The organism is Acidisphaera sp. S103 (assembly GCF_009765975.1).
Classification (GTDB): domain Bacteria; phylum Pseudomonadota; class Alphaproteobacteria; order Acetobacterales; family Acetobacteraceae; genus Rhodopila.
In genome coordinates this window covers 119,298-138,772 of record NZ_LMUJ01000065.1, presented here as the reverse complement: position 1 = coordinate 138,772, position 19,475 = coordinate 119,298, and the positions used below count along the sequence as shown (strand labels likewise).

17 protein-coding genes and 1 pseudogene are annotated in these 19,475 nt (G+C 62.4%); 14 read left to right on the top strand and 4 right to left on the bottom strand.

Annotated elements, in window-relative coordinates:
• A pseudogene (locus GSQ89_RS24470) lies at nucleotides 1-291 on the top strand (IS110 family transposase); the annotation flags it as partial.
• A gap of 338 nt (nucleotides 292-629) precedes the next feature.
• On the opposite strand, the gene GSQ89_RS24465 reads toward GSQ89_RS24470, so the two are convergent.
• Genes GSQ89_RS24465 through GSQ89_RS24455 form a run of 3 tightly spaced genes read right to left on the bottom strand, consistent with a single transcriptional unit; the run spans nucleotide 630 to nucleotide 3,297 of the window.
• Nucleotides 630-1,496, bottom strand: a complete 867-nt coding sequence (locus GSQ89_RS24465) for a ScpA family protein (RefSeq protein WP_158930162.1) — start codon at nucleotides 1,494-1,496, stop codon at nucleotides 630-632.
• On the bottom strand, nucleotides 1,493-2,407 hold the full coding sequence (locus GSQ89_RS24460) for a hypothetical protein (protein WP_158930160.1): 915 nt from the start codon (nucleotides 2,405-2,407) through the stop codon (nucleotides 1,493-1,495). Before GSQ89_RS24460 ends, GSQ89_RS24465 begins: the two co-directional genes overlap by 4 nt.
• Complete coding sequence (locus tag GSQ89_RS24455) at nucleotides 2,404-3,297, bottom strand: hypothetical protein (protein WP_158930158.1); 894 nt, start codon at nucleotides 3,295-3,297, stop codon at nucleotides 2,404-2,406. Before GSQ89_RS24455 ends, GSQ89_RS24460 begins: the two co-directional genes overlap by 4 nt.
• A 505-nt stretch (nucleotides 3,298-3,802) precedes the next feature.
• On the opposite strand from GSQ89_RS24455, the gene GSQ89_RS24450 reads away from it, so the two are divergent.
• Nucleotides 3,803-4,738 carry a recombinase family protein gene (locus tag GSQ89_RS24450; protein ID WP_158930156.1) on the top strand — a complete coding sequence of 312 codons (936 nt, stop codon included), beginning with the start codon at nucleotides 3,803-3,805 and terminating at the stop codon, nucleotides 4,736-4,738.
• 519 nt (nucleotides 4,739-5,257) lie between these two features.
• Nucleotides 5,258-5,455 (top strand): hypothetical protein, encoded by a 198-nt coding sequence (locus tag GSQ89_RS24445; protein ID WP_158930154.1) that lies wholly within the window; start codon nucleotides 5,258-5,260, stop codon nucleotides 5,453-5,455.
• Nucleotides 5,456-5,656: 201 nt separating this feature from the next.
• On the opposite strand, the gene GSQ89_RS24440 is transcribed toward GSQ89_RS24445, so the two are convergent.
• Entirely contained in the window at nucleotides 5,657-6,610 is a 954-nt protein-coding gene (locus GSQ89_RS24440; RefSeq protein WP_158930152.1) for a replication initiator protein A, read from the bottom strand.
• Nucleotides 6,611-7,423: 813 nt separating this feature from the next.
• Here GSQ89_RS24440 and GSQ89_RS24435 point away from each other — a divergent pair.
• The 11 genes from GSQ89_RS24435 (at nucleotide 7,424) to GSQ89_RS24385 (ending at nucleotide 19,166) form a co-directional block, all read left to right on the top strand.
• Nucleotides 7,424-7,690, top strand: coding sequence for a replication protein RepA (locus GSQ89_RS24435; RefSeq protein WP_158930150.1), 267 nt, complete (start codon nucleotides 7,424-7,426; stop codon nucleotides 7,688-7,690).
• Nucleotides 7,691-7,998: 308 nt separating this feature from the next.
• On the top strand, nucleotides 7,999-8,679 hold the full coding sequence (locus GSQ89_RS24430; RefSeq protein WP_158930149.1) for a hypothetical protein: 681 nt from the start codon (nucleotides 7,999-8,001) through the stop codon (nucleotides 8,677-8,679).
• A gap of 137 nt (nucleotides 8,680-8,816) precedes the next feature.
• Nucleotides 8,817-9,140, top strand: a complete 324-nt coding sequence (locus tag GSQ89_RS24425) for a hypothetical protein (RefSeq protein ID WP_158930147.1) — start codon at nucleotides 8,817-8,819, stop codon at nucleotides 9,138-9,140.
• 347 nt (nucleotides 9,141-9,487) lie between these two features.
• Nucleotides 9,488-9,721: a DUF433 domain-containing protein gene (locus GSQ89_RS24420; RefSeq protein WP_158930145.1), complete on the top strand. Its 234-nt coding sequence runs from the start codon at nucleotides 9,488-9,490 to the stop codon at nucleotides 9,719-9,721.
• Nucleotides 9,722-9,736: 15 nt separating this feature from the next.
• The gene (locus GSQ89_RS24415) at nucleotides 9,737-10,099 is read left to right on the top strand and encodes a DUF5615 family PIN-like protein (protein ID WP_158930143.1); all 363 of its coding nucleotides are present in this window, start codon (nucleotides 9,737-9,739) and stop codon (nucleotides 10,097-10,099) included.
• Nucleotides 10,100-10,752: 653 nt separating this feature from the next.
• A complete protein-coding gene (locus GSQ89_RS24410) occupies nucleotides 10,753-11,415 on the top strand; it encodes a ParA family protein (protein WP_158930141.1) in 663 nt (220 codons plus the stop codon).
• Nucleotides 11,412-11,699: a chromosome partitioning protein ParB gene (locus GSQ89_RS24405; RefSeq protein WP_158930139.1), complete on the top strand. Its 288-nt coding sequence runs from the start codon at nucleotides 11,412-11,414 to the stop codon at nucleotides 11,697-11,699. Before GSQ89_RS24410 ends, GSQ89_RS24405 begins: the two co-directional genes overlap by 4 nt.
• Nucleotides 11,700-12,845: 1,146 nt before the next feature.
• Complete coding sequence (locus tag GSQ89_RS24400) at nucleotides 12,846-13,784, top strand: toprim domain-containing protein (RefSeq protein ID WP_254073345.1); 939 nt, start codon at nucleotides 12,846-12,848, stop codon at nucleotides 13,782-13,784.
• Complete coding sequence (locus GSQ89_RS38655) at nucleotides 13,781-14,710, top strand: hypothetical protein (protein ID WP_216856359.1); 930 nt, start codon at nucleotides 13,781-13,783, stop codon at nucleotides 14,708-14,710. Before GSQ89_RS24400 ends, GSQ89_RS38655 begins: the two co-directional genes overlap by 4 nt.
• On the top strand, nucleotides 14,694-16,718 hold the full coding sequence (locus GSQ89_RS24390) for an ATP-dependent helicase (protein ID WP_158930137.1): 2,025 nt from the start codon (nucleotides 14,694-14,696) through the stop codon (nucleotides 16,716-16,718). The genes GSQ89_RS38655 and GSQ89_RS24390 overlap by 17 nt, the downstream gene beginning before the upstream one ends.
• Before the next feature lie 165 nt (nucleotides 16,719-16,883).
• Nucleotides 16,884-19,166, top strand: a complete 2,283-nt coding sequence (locus GSQ89_RS24385) for an adenosylcobalamin-dependent ribonucleoside-diphosphate reductase (RefSeq protein ID WP_158930135.1) — start codon at nucleotides 16,884-16,886, stop codon at nucleotides 19,164-19,166.
• Nucleotides 19,167-19,475: the final 309 nt, after the last annotated feature.

Below are 19,475 nucleotides of genomic sequence, written 5' to 3'. Positions count from 1 at the left end.
CAGGGCGGGATCACCAAGGCTGGCAATGGCGCCGCACGGCGTATGCTGGTCGAGGCAGCCTGGAGTTATCGCTTTCCACCCCGGATCAGCCGAGAGTTGTTGTTGCGTCAAGAGGGGCTATCCAAGGCAGTCCGCGACACGGCCTGGAAGGCCCAGGAGCGGCTATGTCGTCGCTATCGCAAGCTGTCTCAAGCTGGGAAGCTGCCGACCGTACTGACTGCCGCGATTGCGCGCGAACTGTCAGGCTTCGTCTGGGCACTTGCCCAATTGGTGCAGCAGGCGAACGGCTGACACGTACGAAGACAAACGCCAGGGAGGACGACAGCCGCATCAACGCATCCCAAAACTGGGCAAGGCTGGGGGCACGGTCACGGTCAGGAGAACCCTCGCATCCACTATCAGCCGGATCTCATCCGATGCTGGCTCCTAGACAGAGGAAGCTCCGCGACGCATCCGGTCAGGCGGTAACCAACCCGCGTATCAGAGCATGATCAACCGTCGTTTCGATGATCGTGCCTCCTGCCTTGCTCAGTTGCGGACCATGCTGAACCGCTTGCTCGACAAGCAAGGAATTGTCGCGCCTGCTGCTTGAAATGGCGAACATGAGAGCGGTATGATAATGATTACGATCAGAGCAGGGATAACGCCTTTCCATCTGTCGGGTCGTCGTCCGCGCGGCTGACCCGGATCGTCATCCAGTCGGCTTCCTGTTCCAGCCGGAGAGCGCCGTCGCGCGCTCGCTCCAGGCCGGCGATCAGGGTGCTGGCCATCGCCGCGCGGCGACGCAGTGCGCGTGACGGCGCATCCTGGGGGATTGGCGGGAGGAAAGCGGTGAGCGGACTGCCATCCGGCAACGTGGCCAGCAACCGGGCGAACTGTCCCAGCGCGTCGCTGGCGGTCCACAGCGGTGCTGGCCGAGGCCGGAGCGCGACCGCCTGCTCGTCCGGCACCTGCAGTGCCGGCAGACAGGCGCGCAGCAGCTCGGTGAGATCACCGCCGCGGCCGGCCGCGGACACTTCCGGCCGACCTCTACGAAAGGCGTCGCGGCCCAATTGCATCCGCCGCTCCAGCCAGTCCGCCGCGGCCCGCATCCGCGCCCGGTCGAGCAGCTGCCGGCGCAGTGCCTCGGCTTCCTCGACAGCTGCCCGTGCAGCCGGCGCATCGGCCGGCAGCATCAGCCGGGACCACAGTTCGGTGAGCGTCGCCGCCATCACTGTCCAGACGGCCCAGCGCGGTAACAGACCGCCGGTCCGGGTGGCAAGGCCGGTCTCCATCGCTGTGACAAAAGACCCGATCAGCGTCGCAATGGACAGCTTCGCCAGATCGATCTTTTGCGCACGCGCCATCTCCAGCCACCAGTCGAGCGGCCCCTCGAAGCCGTCGACGGCGAGAACCGGTGCGGTGTCCGTCTGATCGACACGGGGCAGATCCTCCCACGCGGACACCGCCGCATCGTCAGACTCCACCAGGCCGGCCTCGTCCGTGGTGTCGGTCATGGCATGTCATAGGTTGGGCGCATGTCGAACCGTAGCGCCGGCCAACGCGCGGTAATCCGCGCCAGCGCCCGCCACGGTGTCCAATCGGCCGACCAGAAAGTCAGGGCCCAGATCGCCTCTCCCGGCGCGGTTGGCTCCCGCGCTGCCACCACAGCGGCGGCTGCCTCGTCCTCGGCCACATGGCGCAGCGTCTGCGTCGTTCCCCAGTGCGTCCAAAGCCAATCCAGCGCCTCCGGATCGTCGGGGCCTCGAAGCAGGATGGCATCCGGCACCGGGACAAGAGCGTGCAGGTCGAACGGACAAGCCTCGCTGTGACCGACCCGGGCAACAGCCAGAGAATGGCGGCGGGCGGCGGCGGCGCGGAGTTGTCTGGCTAGGATTTGCGCGCCCGCGAGACTGACGCTGCGAGCCGGTGAGGTCAGCGCGCCCGCTCGCGCCGGCGGCGCGACCAGTAGGTGAAAGAGATCTTCTTCCATCCGGTCGAAATCGATGTGCCAGGGCACGGTCCCTGCGCCAACAGCGGCAGCCCGGAGGCTGGCCAGATCGGCCTCCGGTCCAGTGATCAGCAGCCGGTGATGCAGCCAATCGGTGTGGTCCAACCGCAACGGCGCCTGGTTCTCGCGTGGCATTGGGTCATGCGGCTGTACGGGCATGGCCGCATCGGAGAGATCGGGCGGCCGTTGCCGGACTGCCGCCACGATGCGGGATCGCGGTTCAACCGCATCCATGCCGGGCGTGTCGGAAATAGCTTCCGCCCGCGCCTCGTCCTTCTCGCTGGCACGAGAGGTTGCCTCCGGGCGTGGACCGATCGCCCGTGGCTGGACGTGCAGCCACGCCAGCAGAGCATCGGCCGCCTCCTCTGCCTTGGCGGCAGCGGCTTGTGTGACCGCGACCGTGGGGCGGCGGCTCATCCGGCTATACCGTCGTGTGTTCGCTGCGGCGCCTTATGAGACCTGGCGGTGCGCCGCAGGGTACGACGCGCCAGGATCCTACGGATGGCGTCGGTACCCAGACGGCGGTGCTCCAGCGTTCCCCATCGATCGATTTTCCGGAACACCGGCCCGAACTGGGTGTCGGACGTGTCGAGCCAGTCACGCAGCGCCTGGACCGGGCAAACGGCCCGGTCGCTGTGTGGGTAGACAACAACCGGAGGCCCCCTGCCCTCCCCCGCCGGCCTTTCGCTGGCCTGACGGCCCTCAGCGTTCAACGAAAGCTCAGCCGTCGTCGCGGTGAAGCGAACATGCTCGACGTCGAGGCCGACCAGTGCGGCGCGACCCAGACCGTTGGCGGCCAGCAGCAGCAGCGCGCGGTCGCGCGTGCCGGCCAGATCCCGCGGGCACCGCACAGCCATGCGGATCAACATGGCCGGTGGCTTGGGTGCCGGCCTGCGCGGCCTGACGATGCGGCGGGCCGCCCCCAGGATCGCTGTCACGGCTGGATCTGCCGCCGGCGAGGCGAAGCCACTCTGGCGGTGTCGTGCCGCAATCGCAGCCGCACGGCGGCTCAGCGCGCCGGCGCTCAATGTTGTCGCGCCCTCACTCAGAAAGGCAGCGACCGTGGCGGTTCCAGCCGGGAGCGGGACCAAATTTTGCTGACGGCACCAATCCTCGAACACCCTCCAATCCGCCGCGTAGAGCCGCTGTGTCTCGGCACTGGCGGCTGGGCGCTGCCGCGCTGTGACAGCCGCCGCCGAGCCGACGCGGGGGGTTGCTTCCGATGGGTCGGACACGTTCAGGTCGGGTTCAGGCGCAGAGCCGGCCGACCCTATGTCGGCCAAAGCAGCGGTCCTGTCCGTCGTCATGCGGCGACCTCCGTTCCCCGTCTTCGCGGTTGCGGCTGAGGGCAACTCACCGCGGTCATCCACTGCCTCCATCGAGGGTGTGCTGATTCGTGCAGAGATTCTAGTCACTTCGACGATTATGGCAATCCTTATTAAGGCGTGGTAAGCACAATCGGTAATCGGCCTGCCTGAACGATTGTCGCGCCGCCGTTCCTCGGGATGCCCGGAGCCCGGCGAGGGGCAAACTTCGGGCCCCGGCCGCTCCGAAAACTCACCAGGATTGGCTGATTTGGCCGTGCTAAGCGCTGAATTTGGCCGTAGGTCGCCCTTAGCTCGGCCGTAGGGACGCCCCCGATCGCGCCGCCAGCACGGCCCAATAGGGCCATATCCGCCGTTGAGCCCCCTGCCCTACCGGTCTGCTTTCGCGCCAGGCAGCCACCAATTGGCATCCGGCCACCTCTGCAAACGACCGTTTCAAAACACTTCATTCGATTGTAAATGATCCCGTCTGAGGAGGCCCGCCGACATGACGCCGCCAAAAGCCCGGAAAACTGCCGCTTCTACCCGCGTGGTTGGCTACGCACGCGTCTCCACCGAGGAACAGGGAACCGATCCGCAGTGCGACGAGTTGCTTGCGGCGGGCTGCACCACAATCCTCGAAGAGCACGCCTCCGGCGCCGATCGGGACCGCCCCGTGTTGGCGCGTTTACTGCGCGCGATCCGCGCCGGCGAAACCCTCGTCGTCGTCCGGCTCGATCGTCTCGCCCGCTCGGTCAGCCACCTGCTGGCCGTCATTGAGCAACTGGAGGCCGCAGGGGCGCATTTCCGGAGCTTGCACGACCCAATCGACACGTCCACGCCACAAGGCATGTTCTCGTTGCAGGTGCTGGGGGCCGTCGCCCAGCTGGAACGTGCGTTGATCGCCGAGCGCACCAAATCCGGCTTGAGGGCGGCCCGCGCGCGCGGCCGTGTCGGCGGCAACCCCGGCTTGCGAGCAGGGGACCCAGATGCAATCCGGAAACTGCGGGCAAGCCGTGACGCCGCGCATCTGGAAAGTGTCCTGGCGGGGTTGGACACTTGGCTGCCGACTGTACGTCGAATGCGCCCGGGTCAGCCCTGGGGCGATGTCGTGCAGATTCTTAACCGCGGGCAGACCGCGACCTGGACGGTCGAGCGGTTGCGCCGCACCGTACGACGGCTGGCCGATGAAGGCATCGTTGAGGTCAGCCTGCTGGACCGGGCCCAACCGCAACATAGCCATGACCGGCTTGTCCGGTTGGTCGCTGGGATCAAGGCGGCAGCGCCTGACCGCACACTCCAGCAGATAGCCGCTCAACTCGAAACCATGCGCGAACGCACGCCACGCGGCGGGACTCGATGGCACCCCTCGTCGGTCAAGCACCTCCTAGCCCGAGCGGAGCATCTCGGTCTGACGGGAGCCACTTCGGCTCCCGCGGCATGAGGTTCCGGTAGACAAAGCAAACCGCTTCCCGAAATGACCGCTGAAGCGCCGTCAACGCCGATCGGTGTCATCTCCAATCGCAGCAGATTTCGATGCTTTGCCAACTGCTTTAGGTAATACAGACGGGGGTTTGTTGACGCATTGTCGCTCGCAACTCGCTGAAAATGGACTTGTCCTGGGGATAGAACTTAGTCTGCATAGAGGGAAATATTTTCGAATATTATGGGCCCTGCTGTACGGTGCCACGATGACCGAGATCGCCCCCCCCCCTGCCCCGCCGGGCCGCCGCAGTCCGGCGACCCTCGAACGCAACCATTGAAATGGATGCGTTAGCCTGCGATACTGCCATGATGCATCCATTGTGATGGATATTATGGCTTCTGAGATTCTCTGCAGACCTATCTTGCCGGCCAATGGCGCGATGCCGCTGTCGTAACATTTGTTGCGGAGGATCTCGGCCACCGGGGTGCCACGACACTCGATTACGAGATCGATTACTGTCTCGCCCAGGATCCCGAAATGACCGGTTCGGTCGGCGGAATTCAAGCCCTCAGCGTCGCCTTCCCGATCAGCATGGAATGGAAGAAACAGCCGCGTTGGCCGGCTTTCCTCCTGGATATTCTGCCCCAGGGCCACGCCCGGGTGAAGCTTGCCCAGGTGCTGGGATCACTGCTGGAAATTCGGACGAAGCTCTCTTACGTTACATTGTCAGGATAGTCTCGGCGCCCGAAGAAAACGCCAACTGAACGAGGTCGGCAGCATCCATCTCCGTGCCAGGCCCAGCGTCGTCTGGGGCTAACTCGCATGATGTCCCACCGAATCGTTCCAACAACTCACTCATCGACTCGGCCTTTCGACCATGCAATGACTGGCAGAGTTACAAGTTGGAATTGGTGATTCGCCATAGCTCGCACGCCTCTACGCAACTTCGACAATGATATCCGGAATGGGCGCGCCACGCGGCTTGAACAAAACAATGACGGCCTCGTTCGGTGTACGCTTCGCGCCCTTCACGCTTTTCATGCCAATCGATTGCAGGGCCTTGGCCGTCGGCGACGAATGATCGTTGACCAGGAACATCTGATAGTCAGGCAGCCGATCCAGTTCGGCCAGCTCCTTCAGATCGAATTTGAAACGCCGCAGATTGCGCTGCATCGTGCCGCACTTCTTCGCTAACTGCAGGAGCGATACCCTCCATTCTGTCTGCCGGCCGACGTGCTTGCGCGCGATCTCGTAGAGCCGCCGTTCGAGGCCACCGGTTAGATCGAAATATGCCGGGTTGATGGAGAGCACCCTTCGATCCTTGACCAGCGCGCGGAAGGTCCAGTCGTTGAGGGTAATCTCCAAGCCCTGCATCACACGACTGCCGACCTTGTTCTCCTTCGTCAGGATGCGGAAGCTATCGATCCAACCAAAGCCGCGCGTTTCACGTTCACCGCCAGACTGGATATCAGTCGTGATGGTGGTCGACCGTAGACGAAACAGCGCGTCATAGATTTCCTGATACCCGTTCTTACCTGTGTGGCGACGGGTGACCCGTAGGAGGTCATAAGCTGCGATGCGGACGGTGCGGGATACCTCTTCGCCACGCTCGATCTTGGCGTTGATTAGGCTGGACAGATAAATCAGGACATCCTTGTCCCAGATCGACGCGATGCCGCGCTCACCGGGCGAGATGCGGATCGATACGTTCCCGTCTTGATAGAAAATTGGCGTAAGTAGCGGACGCTTCTGAAGCGCGAAGAACGGAAACTCCATGGTGGCACGATCATCGCGTAAAGGGGCCGAAACCAAGCTCTCAACGAAGAGATCGATCTGCCCACCAATGAGCGCTACGTCCGTCCCAGCCACCTCTGAATTTACAACGGCCATACGACCTCCTTCCACGAGCTACCATGCAGGAAGACCGAAAGCCTTCGAAAGGCCGCATGCGTTCCCGATTCCCCGAGGATTGGCCCCCAAGGCGTTCCCGTTTCCCCGAGGAACAGGATTAGCGTTCCCGTTTCCCCGTGTCTGTCGGCATCAAACACGGCCAGCCGCCGTCGCCGAAGCCGCCGCGGTGACCTGCCGCAATACCCGAACCGGGGTATTGGGAACACGGCTTTGCCATGGGTCCAGGAGGAGAAGCCAGACGACTCCGGAAATGTGATATGCTTCAATGCCGTAGCGTGGACGACGATTATCAGGATATCTGCGACTCGGGGGAACGCGAACGTTTATGGCCGACCACTATCGGGGTAACGGGAACGCTTGTCCGGCGCTGTGTTCAGCGTATGAGGCGGGGAAATGGGAACGCACGCACGGGGGAAGAGGAACGCCAGCGCACGGGGATTCAGGAACCATAGCTCGGGGGAACGCAAACGCCGACTCGGAACAATGCACTGATTATCCACAGGGTTTCTGACCTCTAACTCCTTTAACTTAGATATAAGAATCTAACTCTATAACAGCCTGTGGATCGTAGGGCCTGTGGATAACTTCATCTTAGTGTCGACGCCCCTGCCCTGCTGCTACACCAATTCGCAAGTGCAGAGTTTGAACCATCGACAGCAGGTAAGATTGCTCAATAAGTAAGAATGGGCTCACGGAGCGGGCATGATTGTCGACTTACCCTCACCTGTCCCAGCAAAGAATCAAAGGCTTCCCGTCCAATTCAACAATGCAGGCGGCTAGGCCCATACACCAATGTCAACTCGGGGAATATGCCCGCCTAAGCGTGTTCCTATACTGAACTGCCCAGTATACAGCCGCGCAAAGCTATCCAAAGGGTACTTCGAACAGCTGCAGAAGCATCCTGCCCCGGTAGAAGAAGCGGCAATCCGGGCCATCAACAACAACCCCGCGACCCTGGATTACTGTCTGTGGCTGGCTTACCGACTACATGTCCTCAGCGCGCCGAAAATTGTCACCTGGCGGGCGCTCAAGTGGCGGTCCGGCATCGCCTACTTGTAGGCTCTTGCCATCAAAAGAACTCGCGCTCGCAAAAAGAGCGGTTTCCTGCTCAGATTAACCGACGATGGCGCGGTCTGCACGCCCACATTATCTACCCAGTCTGCTCGTCTACGGAGGAACGTGCTCACAATCGGTGCCAACAGGCGAGGCCGAAACTCCTTGGAATTTCGATACCACCTCGCGGTCACAAGATCCCGTGACGATGCCGCGCGGCACGCTAGAATGAGCGCTGGCGCCGTGCCGGCGCGATCGGATCGGACCGCTGACCGGAACGATCCGATGCCATACTTTAACTGATGAGCGATCGCATGACCTATGGTATCCCGGCCAGCGCCTGCTTCAATTTTCCGGACCTTGAGACGGTCATCGCCGCGAGCAGGCCAACGAAGAGCCACGATGCGCTGCGGCGCACTTTGACCGCGCGCTGGCCCGCTATTCCCTGGCGCGTTGCAGCGCCGTGGGACGAGTTCATCATGGACGGCGGCGTCGTCGATCAGACCCTCACGCGCGTTGCCGACAAGGCGTCGTCCTGGATTCGGCAGCGCGTCGCCGAGGCCGACGGCGATTATCTCTCCGTCTGGCGCCAGTTTAAGGGCGACCCGTCGCTGCTGCGCACCGCGTTTCGCGGCAGCACCGTCTGGGTGTTCGCCCCGCTCGGCCAGGATGCAGCCGATTACGTGCAACTCGCCATCCATCAGCTACAGGAGGTCGTCCTTGGCCCGCTGATCGACGGCACGGACCGGCCGCCGCCCTACAGCATCGAGGATCTCTGCGACGGGCCGGCCGCCTTGTCCGTCGACCTCAAGCCAATTGGCGACCTGCACTACCGCCTGCGGCGGGCCGTCCATGCCGACAGCTTCCTGGCGGAGTTGGCGGCAGTCGAGCGTCAACAGCGAATGCGGTTCGTGGCCGACACCTCACAGGGTCCGCCGCGGCACAACGGTGCCACCGGGCTATCGCGAGGCCGAGATCACCGATCAGGATCCTGAGTACCTGTCGCGGAAGATGCCACTCGAGCGCTTCTACGCCGACTGGTCCGCCAGCTCAGCCGGCCGCTTGGCCAACCACCTCTTCGACCATTGGGCCGTCCCCTTCAGCGACCTTGAAGATGGCCGGGGGGTGCCAGTTGCATGGCATCCCCGTCTGGCTCACCCGCAAGCCGCTGCCGAAGATTGCGATTAAGCCCGGGCAGACCATCTTTGCGCTTATGCACCGGCTGCAGCGTCTCGACGAGCGCGTCGGCTCTGCCTTTAGCTGGCATTACTTCATGCTGCACGGCAATCGGATCGGGCCATCCGTGGGCGAGCAGGTTGCTGAGGCGGCGGACGACGGGATATCACGCTGCCGCGCTGGGATCGCGACTTGCTTAGGCGGTGGAAGGCCGCTGTTCTCGATAGCCAACGTTTCTGACGATCCCGGGCGCGCGTTGAAAAAAAGGCCGCCCATTTAGCTCCGATCAGTTTCTCAAAACTGTTCTTGATTGCTGCGTTCCGAAAAGCCTACCGGGAGGCCTGCCACTTCAAAAACAAGTGGACACAGACGCTTGCCATGGAAATGGCCGTCTGACCCGGCGCGATTGTCGATGTGGTCGATGAGGGCATGATTCTGAAGCCGAGCCGTCCCCGGTCGCACCCAAGCTGGTCGCCGTTCGCCAACGACTCGCCATCATCACTAGAGTCCACGGCAAGATCCCCTCACCAAAGTCCACACGCGCCTCCACTTGGCTTGTAACCGCGTGACGTCGCCGGGATGGCGACCTATATGTTATAGACAAGTGAGATGCTCCGAGAGGCTGCCATGGATATCGAGATAGACTGGTCGGATTCTCCCGACGTGGAGCAGATTCCCGGAAGGGTTTCTGGTCAATGGGTCGTGAAGGATACCCGCATCCTTGCGGATGGCGTGGTTGTCAACTCTGACGACTACACGCCCGACGAAATCGCGACCGAGATATTCCCCGGCCTTGGCACGGAGAGGGCGCGGCGGATCGTCGCTTATGCCAGAGCCCACACGAAGACCCTTCATGTCTGAAGTCACCGATTAGGCGTGGCAAAGATACTGCTCGACCATAACGTCCCTGCCCCACTGGCACGACGGCTCACTGACGCCGTCCACGCTTCCGACCTTGGCTGGGAGACTCTCTCGAATGGGGCGCTGATAGCTGCCGCGGAGGCCGAGGGTTTCTCCATCCTCATCACCGGCGACAAGAACCTTCGGTTCCAGCAGAACCTTGCCGCGCGAGGATTGGCCGTGATTGTCATCAGCGACATCCATTGGACAACGGTTCAAGCCAATCTCGATCTCGTGATTTCAGCGATAGATAATGCCAGCCCAAGCACTGTCAGCTTTGTGGAGTTTCCACGGCGAAGGCTCAGGCGCCGCCCTGGTCCGCGCCACGAGCCGATGTGAAGGCCGAGTCTTTTTGGTCGGCCACGACCGGCCGCTGTATCGGGGCCCTGCTAGAGCCCCCTGCCCCGCGCCCACCGCCGCTTTTAGCGCATGGCAGAGCCATAGTACCGGTTATCCGGTAATTTGTATTACCAAGTTTACAAAATAACCCGGTTCCCTCAAAAACCGGGTTATGACGACAACCGGGTAATTGCATAAATCCGGTTATTCAACCTATCGAATTATAACGATAACCCGGTTCTTAGGGGAACCGGGTTACATCTATAAGCGGGTATATAGATAAATCCGATTATTCCAACTACCGGATTAGAACGATAACCCGGTTTTAATTAAAACCGGGTTATGATGAGAATCGGGTAATCACATAAATCCGATTATTCAACTTATCGGATTATAATGATAACCCGGTTTTTATGACAACCGGGTTATACCGAGAACCGGGTAACTAGGTAAATCCGATTATCTAAACTACCGGATTATAATGATAACCGAGTAATCAGAAATACCTGATGTTTGGAGAAATCGGGTATTTCATAAAATCAGATATCTGAAAAGACCGGATATATTCTCACACCTGATATTCTTCAAAACCGGGTATTGCCATCGACCGGATATGGCGATAAATCCGGTAACTTCACATATCGGATTAGACCATGCCAATCGTCACGGTCGCCTCGCCAAAGGGCGGGGCGGGGAAGTCCACTGCCTCCATCATCCTTGCGACCGAGTTGGCGCACGCGGGTGCTGAGGTCACTATCCTCGATTGCGACCCCAACCGATCGATCAGCATCTGGGCGGACCGTGGCACGTTACCGCCGCGCATCAATGTCAGATCAGACGTTGGCGAATCGGAAATCGTCAAGACCCTCAAACAGCAGGATGCTGATGGCCGGGTCGTAATCGTCGATTTAGAGGGGGTGGCCTCGCGCTTAGTTTCGCGAGCTATATCTCAGGCTGACCTGGTTCTCACACCAATGCGGGCAACCACGCTCGACGCGACGATAGGCGTCCGAGCCTTGGCTCTAATTGAAGAGGAGGAGGAAGCCCTGGGCCGGGCAATCCGGCACGCAGTGGTTTTCACAATGACGCGCGCGATCAAGTCGAAGCAGCACACGGCAATCGAGAAATCACTGAGAGGGCAGGGGGTCGATATTATCACGCCTCCCCTCATGGAACGTGCTGCGTTCTCCGCCTTGTTCGAGTTCGGCGGCGATCTTCGCACGATGCCGGTGCAGGGCAAGATGGAGCCAGCCGCAGAAAACGCATCAGCCTTCGCGCAGGCCGTCTACAACCGCCTGGTGGGGAAAGGATTATGAGTGATAAGCCGACCTTCAGCATCGACCTTGACAGCCTGAAAACTAGGCGCAAGGACACAACGCCTGAATCTCAGGGCAGGGTGGATGCAGCCGGCGAACAGCATGGGTTCGTCAATCGAGAGCCAAACCGCAAGCGCGGACGACAGCCGAGCCCGCGCGTGGGCCAAGTACATGCCAAGGTAATGCCAAACGTCGCCGATGAGATTGCGGACGAGGCGAAGAGGCGAGGGGTGCAGCAGGGCGTAATTATCGAAGAGGCTTGGGTCCTCTACAAGAACCGATAGATAACCGGGTTTTTCAGATTATCCGGTTACTATTTTTACCGGATAAATGTCGTTTTGGCAGCACGGAACAGGGCAGGGGGATAGATGTTCCATGCCCCCGATGACGGCGATGACAAACTTATCAAAATGACCGGAGAAGCCCCGGCGCCGGATCGGGTATGGGATATTGGCTTTCGTCATCATCACTGCCGCGGTCACCGCCATGGCGGCCTAGTACAGGCGGAGGGAGTGGCGGTGCACCGTCGATAACGGACACCGCCAGCTTCGCGCCTCTGTCTTTCCCGACCAGGCCAATCTGGAGTGGAAAGGGAACGGGAAACCGACCGCGGCCGCGATCGTTCGCGAGACCGTGAGGGAAACACAGATGATCACAGCCTCAACCACCAATCCAGCCAAGAGACGCTGAACTTCCGAACGACGTCCCGGCAGGCGTCCAGGCCGCCGTCGCCAAAGGCCGACGGGTAACTAAGACAGCGGCACTGCGGCACGGACCAGGCAAGCTAAGTCCCCTGGAATACTACCGGCTCTGGGACGCACCGATGCCCTCGCGGACAAAGAAGCGTTCGTACGGGGCAGATCACCCGTGTCGTGGTTGGAACGGGCCCGGACTTCAAGCAGGACGAGCTGCACCCCGACACCCAGCAGGTCATTGTTGGACCTCGATCCCGAATTGGACCCAGATCGTCACGGACGTAAAGTTGGCCGCCCAGGCCTTCGCCCGGCATCCGAACCCAATCCTGGGACATCGCCCTTGCTGACCCGGCACCGGCCTTCCTCGAGTTGCACTTCGGCGGCGACCTCAACCTGCACCAGCTTGCCCACGGGAAGGGTATCCTGGACGACCAATATTGAACCCATCTCCAGCGCTGCGGCTACAAGGGACGGCTCTGACCTGATCTTCGAGGTGCCGTTTGCACGGCGCCCCGTCAGCATCGACCCATGGAGATCGATGACGTAGGGCCGAGATGGGGTGCCGCTTGCGCCGGGAGGGCCGCAAGGGTCGCGCACCCAATGGCGCGCGGCCCGGCTTTGCCGGCTGCGCCCTTGCCACCCTCCGTCTTCGCGGCCCGCGGTTCGGCGAATGCCGGACATGGAAAGGGCAGGGCAGGGAGCCCGGCCCGCCACGCCGCTTCCTGGAGAACTACGATGTCAACATCTGCAGATGCGGAGCTGGAGCTGTTCCGGCAAAGCGTGAACTGCGCCGCCGTGCTCGAACGCATGGTCGGCGGCTGGAAACTCGACATGCGCGAGAGCACCAGGCACGCGCTGAAATACCGTCGTGGCGAGGGCGAGATCATCATCATCAACCATGAGGGCCGCGGCTGGTGGGATGCGACCGGCAGCGCTAAAGGCGACATCTTCAATCTAGTCCAACACTTGGATCCGTCGCTGAACTTCGGTGCCGTCCGCAAGGTGCTCCGGGGCTTCGTCGGTATCGCTCCGGCTTTTCCGCCGGCCGAACGTCGACGCAAGTCTGACGCCGACAAGCCTGATCGCTCGCCCGGCCAGCGATGGGCGGCACGGTCAGCACTTCGGCCGGGTGACACCGCCTGGACATACCTGGCCGAGGCTAGAGCGCTCCCACAGGACGTGCTCGAGGCGGCGGTGTGGCAGGACTGCGTTCGGTTGGGCGCCTATGGCAGTGCGTGGCTGGCGCATCGCTGGAACGGGGTCGTTACCCACGTCGAGACCCGAAGCCGAACCTACAAGGGTTCGCTCCGCGGCGGGCGGAAGACGCTGTTCCAGTTCGGGATCGCCGATCAAGCCTCCCGTGCGGCCGTGCTCGAGGCGCCAATCGACGCGCTCAGCCTGGCCGCGATTGAACACATGCGCGCGGATACCCTCTACGTCGCGACAGGCGGGGGAATGGGGCCGGGCACCCTCGACGCGCTTCGCACGACCTTGACCCGCTTGCGCTGCGTCGCTGGCGTGCTGGTGAGCGCGGCCGACGCGAACGTAGCCGGGGATCGCTACGCCGACCGGCATGCGGCGCTCGCCGCAGACGCGGCGGTCGGGTTCGAGCGATTGCGTCCACCCGAGGGACATGACTGGAACGATGTACTTGTTGAGAGGAGAGGGGCATGAGGCCCGAACGCGCTTGGGTTAGATTAGAATCCGGTCGCCGGTTGAACTTGTTACAGCCCGACCCCGACAGCTGGACCGACCGTGACCTGGCCATCGGCTTGTCGCGGACCTATCGCTGGGGCGGTCACTCCTGCTGGGATCTGCCGCTCTCTGTCGCCCACCACAGCCTGCTGGTTCTCATACTGCGGCAGAAGATCGCTCCGCTCGTCCGGCTGACGCGCGGCGAGGCACTGCGCGAGCTGCTGCACGACGCCGACAAGGGCATGCTCAGCTTCGATCCGATCTCACCGCTCAAGCAGCATCTGGGCGCCGATTACGACGGCCTGGTCTCCCGGCTCAGGACGGCGATTGTGACGCGCTATGCTATCCCCGGTTGGGATGACGAGAGCTACGCCGCCCACAAGCGCGCTGATCGGCTCGCCGCGGCTTCGGAAGCGGTGCATGTCGCTGGATGGTCATACCAGGACCTGCAGGACACGCTGGGCATCCAGGCGCGGCCGCTCACCGACGATCCGTTGCCCCAGTTCGCCGGGCTGAAGCCTTGGGAGCCTTGGTCCGCACGGACCGCCGCCGCTCTGTTCCTGGCGAAGTTGCGCGAGCTGACGGGCAGCGAGGATCTGGAACATGCGGCCGACCTCGATGCGTGCATCGCGCGCGAACAGACCATAGCAAAGCTAGCGACAGCTTTCACCCGGTTGCCCCCCAGCCGCCGGCTTCGATGCGGCCGACCGCCAACCGGCAACAGCCTGACGGACACTCTTGTACTCGTCGAGGCTGGCGATTATTCGGCCTCGATCGAAGGCGTGATCGTGGACGGTGAACGGGACGAAGCGGGTGACTGGGACTTCGATGCTCCGTTCACCGTGCTCACCACGGACGAGGAACTGATTGTTTGCAGGGGAGATTGCTATGTCGACGTCCTCTGACGTGCTCAACGGCCTGACGGTCGATCAGGCGACGGCCGCGGCACTGCCCGGCGCCGTGTTGGTTTTGGCCGGCGCGGGAACCGGCAAGACCAAAACTCTCATCGCCGGCGTCGCGCACCGGATTGCCGCGCGGGGCATTCCGGCCTCGCGCATCCTGGTGGTCACCTTCACCAACAAGGCTGCCGCCGAGATGCTCTTGCGCATCCGCGCGACCCTGGGCGACAGCGCGGCACCCAGTTGGGTCGGGACGTTTCATGGACTCGCGGCACGCCAGCTCCGCGTCGAGCCCGAAGTCGCCGGCCTGCGGCCGGGGTTCGACATCGTGGATGCCGATGACAGCCGGCGAATCATCAAGCGCGTGATGAAGGGGATGAACCTCAATGCCGCCGCCGATGACGTGTCGATGGGCCGCGACCCGCTCAAGCTGATATGCAACCGAATTTCGGGGTTTAAGGATGTACTCGTGATCCCCAATGAGGCGGCATCGCATGTCGAGGCAAGAATTGCCGAGGCGAACAATGCCGGTCTACCGGTAGATCCGCATCACCTTCGGATGGCAGCCCGAGTATACGTCGAATATCAGCGCGTTCTGCGCGATGCGAACGCAGCCGATTTCGGCGATCTTCTGTTATGGCCAGTGCGCGCTATGCAGGCAAACCGCGACTATTTGGACCGATGGGCGGGACGGTTCGATGCAGTACTTGCCGACGAATACCAAGACGTCAATCAGGCGCAGTATTCCTGGCTTCGTCTCCTCGCCGCCTCGCATGGCGAGCTGTTCACCGTCGGGGACGATGACCAGAGCATCTATTCATGGCGTGGTGCCGATATTCGTTACATCCGCCGTTTCGCACACGACTTTCCAAACGCCACGCAGGTGCGGCTTGAAGAAAACTTCCGCTCGACAGGGCACATTCTGTCCGCCGCGAATGCCGTCATCGCACAGGATCGCGGACGACTCGGCAAAACGCTCTACACCCGCAAGCCGTCTGGTGACCCGATCGAAGTCGTGCGGTTCCGCAATGCCGAAGCTGAAGCAATAGGCATCGTGGCCGAAATTCAGCGCCGGCACGCGGAAGGATCGAGCTGGCAGGACATGGCGATCCTCTATCGCAGCAACGCGATGTCGCGTGGCTTCGAGGAGAGCTTGATGCGTGGCCGCATCCCGTACGTGTTGGTGGGTGACGTCGGCTTCTACCAGCGCGCCGAGATCAAGGACGCACTGGCACTGCTTCGGCTGTCGGCCACGCCGAACAGCACGCAGGGCGACGAAGCCTTTCGGCGCGTCATCAATGTCCCGGCGCGCGGCTTCGGGCCGAAGACTATGGACACGGTCGAACAGGAAGCCGCTTGGCGTCAAGTGTCGCTGCTGCAGGCCCTCGAGGCGGCCGATCTAGCGCCCAAGGCACGGAGCGCCGGTTTAGTGTTTGCAGACGCGGTCCGTGGCGTCGGCCGCGACCGCGCCGCCACGGTTGCCGACCAGATATCGCTCTTGCTCGACGCAACCGGCTATCGTGCTATGCTGCGCGAGAGCAGGGCGGAGACAACTGAGGATAAGCTAGAGAATATCCAGGAGTTGATCGGGCTCGCCGGCGACTTCCACACTGCCCGCGATCTGCTTGATCATGCGGCGCTGTCCACGAGCGGACTACAAGACGAGAGCGCGGACCGTGTACGTCTGATGACGATGCACAAGGGCAAGGGCCTGGAGTTCTCGCACGTCTTCCTGCCGGCCTGGGAGGCGGGAACGTTTCCCCCAGACTATGGCGACATTTCCGAAGAGCGACGTCTTGGGTATGTGGCGATTACACGTGGAATGCGCCGCGTAACGATCACACATTGCGAGTTCCGGCGTGGACATACCGTGCCATCGAGCTTCATCGACGACCTGCCGGTGGAGAACAGAGTGTCGGGTTGGTTGAGAGGGCGACCAGACCCTTTCGACAAAGGCAGCCGGCCACCAAGGCTGAGCCAGGGGAGCATATCTACCCTCGCGGGGCTGCGTTGAGGGACGAACGGTGAGCGGCGGTGTCGCACGGCCACACCCGCACAAGGGTGCGGCACGAGCGCTCCCGTCGCGGTTGCGCCGCACCGCCCTTGTCCGGGCCGTGGGCGAGCGCCGGCGACGGCGCTGAACAAGTGAAACCCGAGGGCGGTGGAAAAGGGTAGTGTGATGGATATGAACATCGACTCGACGTTGGGCACCACGATGGAGCAAGTCGCCCCGATCTCCCGCCAGATCTGGGATGCGAAGTATCGCCTAAAGACCGCCGACGGGACGCCCGTCGATGTCAGTATCGAGGATAGCTGGCGCCGGGTCGCCCGAGCCCTGGCGGCGGTCGAGGCCGATCCCGACCGATGGGAGCAGCCCTTCTATGAAGCGCTGCATGATTTCAGGTTCCTGCCTGCCGGGCGCATCCTGTCGGGGGCCGGCACGGCTCGCCGGGTCACCTTGTTCAACTGCTTCGTCATGGGCGATATCGCCGACGATCTGAGCAGCATCTTCGAGAACCTGCGCGAGGCCGCGCTGACGATGCAGCAGGGCGGCGGGATCGGCTATGATTTCTCGACGCTGCGGCCGAAGGGCGCAGCGGTGAAGGGGGTCGGCGCCGACGCGTCCGGGCCGCTGTCATTCATGGATGTCTGGGACGCGATGTGCCGCACCATCATGTCCGCCGGCGCCCGTCGTGGTGCGATGATGGCCACCATGCGGTGCGACCACCCCGACATCGAGGACTTCATCGCCGCCAAACGCCAGCCCGGTCGGCTGCGTAATTTCAACCTCTCCGTCTTGGCAACCGATCCATTCATGGAGGCCGTCGAGGCAGATGCCGACTGGCCGCTCGTATTCGACGGCCGGATCTACAAGACCCTGCGCGCCAAGGAACTGTTCGACAGCATCACGCGCGCCACCTACGACTATGCCGAGCCAGGCGTCATCTTCATCGACCGCATCAATGCGCGGAACAACCTCGCCTATTGCGAGACGATCCGCTCAACGAACCCCTGTGGCGAGCAGCCATTGCCGCCCTATGGCGCCTGTCTACTAGGCTCGATCAACCTTGCTCGCCTGGTGCGTGACCCATTCGCGCCAGAGGCCCATCTCGATCAGACGGAACTCGCCGACCTGGTGACCGTCGCCGTCCGCATGATGGATAATACCATCGATGTTTCCGGCTTCCCGCTGGAGGCGCAGCGTCAGGAGGCGATCGCCAAGCGCCGGATCGGGCTGGGAATGACCGGTCTGGCCGACGCCCTGATGATGGTCGGCCTGCGCTACGGGTCCGTCGAGGCAGCGGACAGGGCAGGGGAGTGGGCACGGCAGATCAGTCGGACGGCCTACATGACGTCCGCGCGCTTGGCGGGAGAGAAAGGCGCCTTTCCGTTGTTCGACCGGGATGCCTATCTCGCCGGCGAGACCGTGTGCGAGCTGAACGAAGACGTGCGGGCGCTGATCGCCGAGCATGGCATCCGCAACGCCCTACTCACCTCCGTCGCTCCAACCGGGACCATCTCCCTCGTCGCCGACAACATCTCCAGCGGTATCGAGCCGGTGTTTGCATTGGCGTACACGCGCAAAGTGCTGCAGCCGGACGGTTCAAGGACCGAGGAGGAGGTCTCCGATTATGTCCTCCGCCGCTTCCGCGCGAAGTTCAGCGACGGAGTGCCGCTCCCAGAGCATTTCGTGACCGCGCGGGACCTGACACCGGCGGAGCATGTGCGGATGCAGGCGGCCGTGCAGCGCTACGTCGACAGCGCGATCAGCAAGACGGTGAACGTTCCGGAAGACATCAGCTTCGAGGCATTCCAGGCGGTCTACCTCGATGCCTACAGATCCGGCTGCAAGGGCTGTACGACCTACCGGCCGAACGCCATCACCGGCTCCGTGCTGGAGGCGAAGCCGGCCGAAGCGCTGCCGCCGCCGGGTGCCGGCACGACCGACCTGATGGAACGGCCGGAGAAAATGGTAGGCGCCACCTACAAGCTCCGCTGGCCCGACAGCGAGCACGCGATGTATGTCACGGTGAACGACATCGAGCTGGATGGTCGGCGCCGGCCGTTCGAGGTGTTCGTCAACAGCAAGAACCTCGAGCACTACGCTTGGGTCGTGGCGCTGACCCGCATGATCAGTGCGGTGTTTCGGCGCGGCGGCGAGGTCGCGTTCGTGGCCGAGGAGTTGAAGCAAGTCTTCGACCCGCGCGGCGGCCAATGGATGAACGGGGGTTACGTCGGCTCGCTGGTGGCCGCGATCGGCAACGTCATCGAACGGCACATGGTCGAAACAGGGTTCCTCGTTCGAGAAGCCTTGAGCAGCACCAAGGAAGCCTCGTCGGTCACCGGTTTCGTGACGCCCGCACAGCTCGGGCCGCTCTGCCCTAAGTGCAACCAACCTGGCCTGGTACGTGAGGCGGGGTGCCTCAGCTGCGTGCATTGCGGCTGGTCGAAGTGCGGTTGAGCAGATGCAGCCAGCAGTCAATTCAGAGGAGAGGTGGAAGGAAGCGGACACTTCCCAAAGCGCGCCAGAAAATCCGGTCATCCGAGAATACGAAGCCCGGCGGTGTCATGTTTGCCAATGCAAGTATCCGCCCTTCGGATTTGGATTTCCGATGGCGAAGAAGAGCCAAACAATATGGGCATGCAGCGCGCACCGACATGACGGCGATCGAATTCTGACAGGCAACCCGTCAGCTTATGACGCCCCGCAGCAGCCCCAGCTTTTATGACTCTCAGACGTGCTCCCAGTATCCTCTCCGTCGCTTGGACC

Coding starts and splice junctions, on each gene's coding strand:
- GSQ89_RS24465 (WP_158930162.1), bottom strand. CDS start 1,496: ATGACCGACACCACGGACGAGGCCGGCCTGGTGGAGTCTGACGATGCG.
- GSQ89_RS24460 (WP_158930160.1), bottom strand. CDS start 2,407: ATGAGCCGCCGCCCCACGGTCGCGGTCACACAAGCCGCTGCCGCCAAG.
- GSQ89_RS24455 (WP_158930158.1), bottom strand. CDS start 3,297: ATGACGACGGACAGGACCGCTGCTTTGGCCGACATAGGGTCGGCCGGC.
- GSQ89_RS24450 (WP_158930156.1), top strand. CDS start 3,803: ATGACGCCGCCAAAAGCCCGGAAAACTGCCGCTTCTACCCGCGTGGTT.
- GSQ89_RS24445 (WP_158930154.1), top strand. CDS start 5,258: ATGACCGGTTCGGTCGGCGGAATTCAAGCCCTCAGCGTCGCCTTCCCG.
- GSQ89_RS24440 (WP_158930152.1), bottom strand. CDS start 6,610: ATGGCCGTTGTAAATTCAGAGGTGGCTGGGACGGACGTAGCGCTCATT.
- GSQ89_RS24435 (WP_158930150.1), top strand. CDS start 7,424: ATGTCAACTCGGGGAATATGCCCGCCTAAGCGTGTTCCTATACTGAAC.
- GSQ89_RS24430 (WP_158930149.1), top strand. CDS start 7,999: ATGACCTATGGTATCCCGGCCAGCGCCTGCTTCAATTTTCCGGACCTT.
- GSQ89_RS24420 (WP_158930145.1), top strand. CDS start 9,488: ATGGATATCGAGATAGACTGGTCGGATTCTCCCGACGTGGAGCAGATT.
- GSQ89_RS24410 (WP_158930141.1), top strand. CDS start 10,753: ATGCCAATCGTCACGGTCGCCTCGCCAAAGGGCGGGGCGGGGAAGTCC.
- GSQ89_RS24405 (WP_158930139.1), top strand. CDS start 11,412: ATGAGTGATAAGCCGACCTTCAGCATCGACCTTGACAGCCTGAAAACT.
- GSQ89_RS24400 (WP_254073345.1), top strand. CDS start 12,846: ATGTCAACATCTGCAGATGCGGAGCTGGAGCTGTTCCGGCAAAGCGTG.
- GSQ89_RS38655 (WP_216856359.1), top strand. CDS start 13,781: ATGAGGCCCGAACGCGCTTGGGTTAGATTAGAATCCGGTCGCCGGTTG.
- GSQ89_RS24390 (WP_158930137.1), top strand. CDS start 14,694: ATGTCGACGTCCTCTGACGTGCTCAACGGCCTGACGGTCGATCAGGCG.
- GSQ89_RS24385 (WP_158930135.1), top strand. CDS start 16,884: ATGGATATGAACATCGACTCGACGTTGGGCACCACGATGGAGCAAGTC.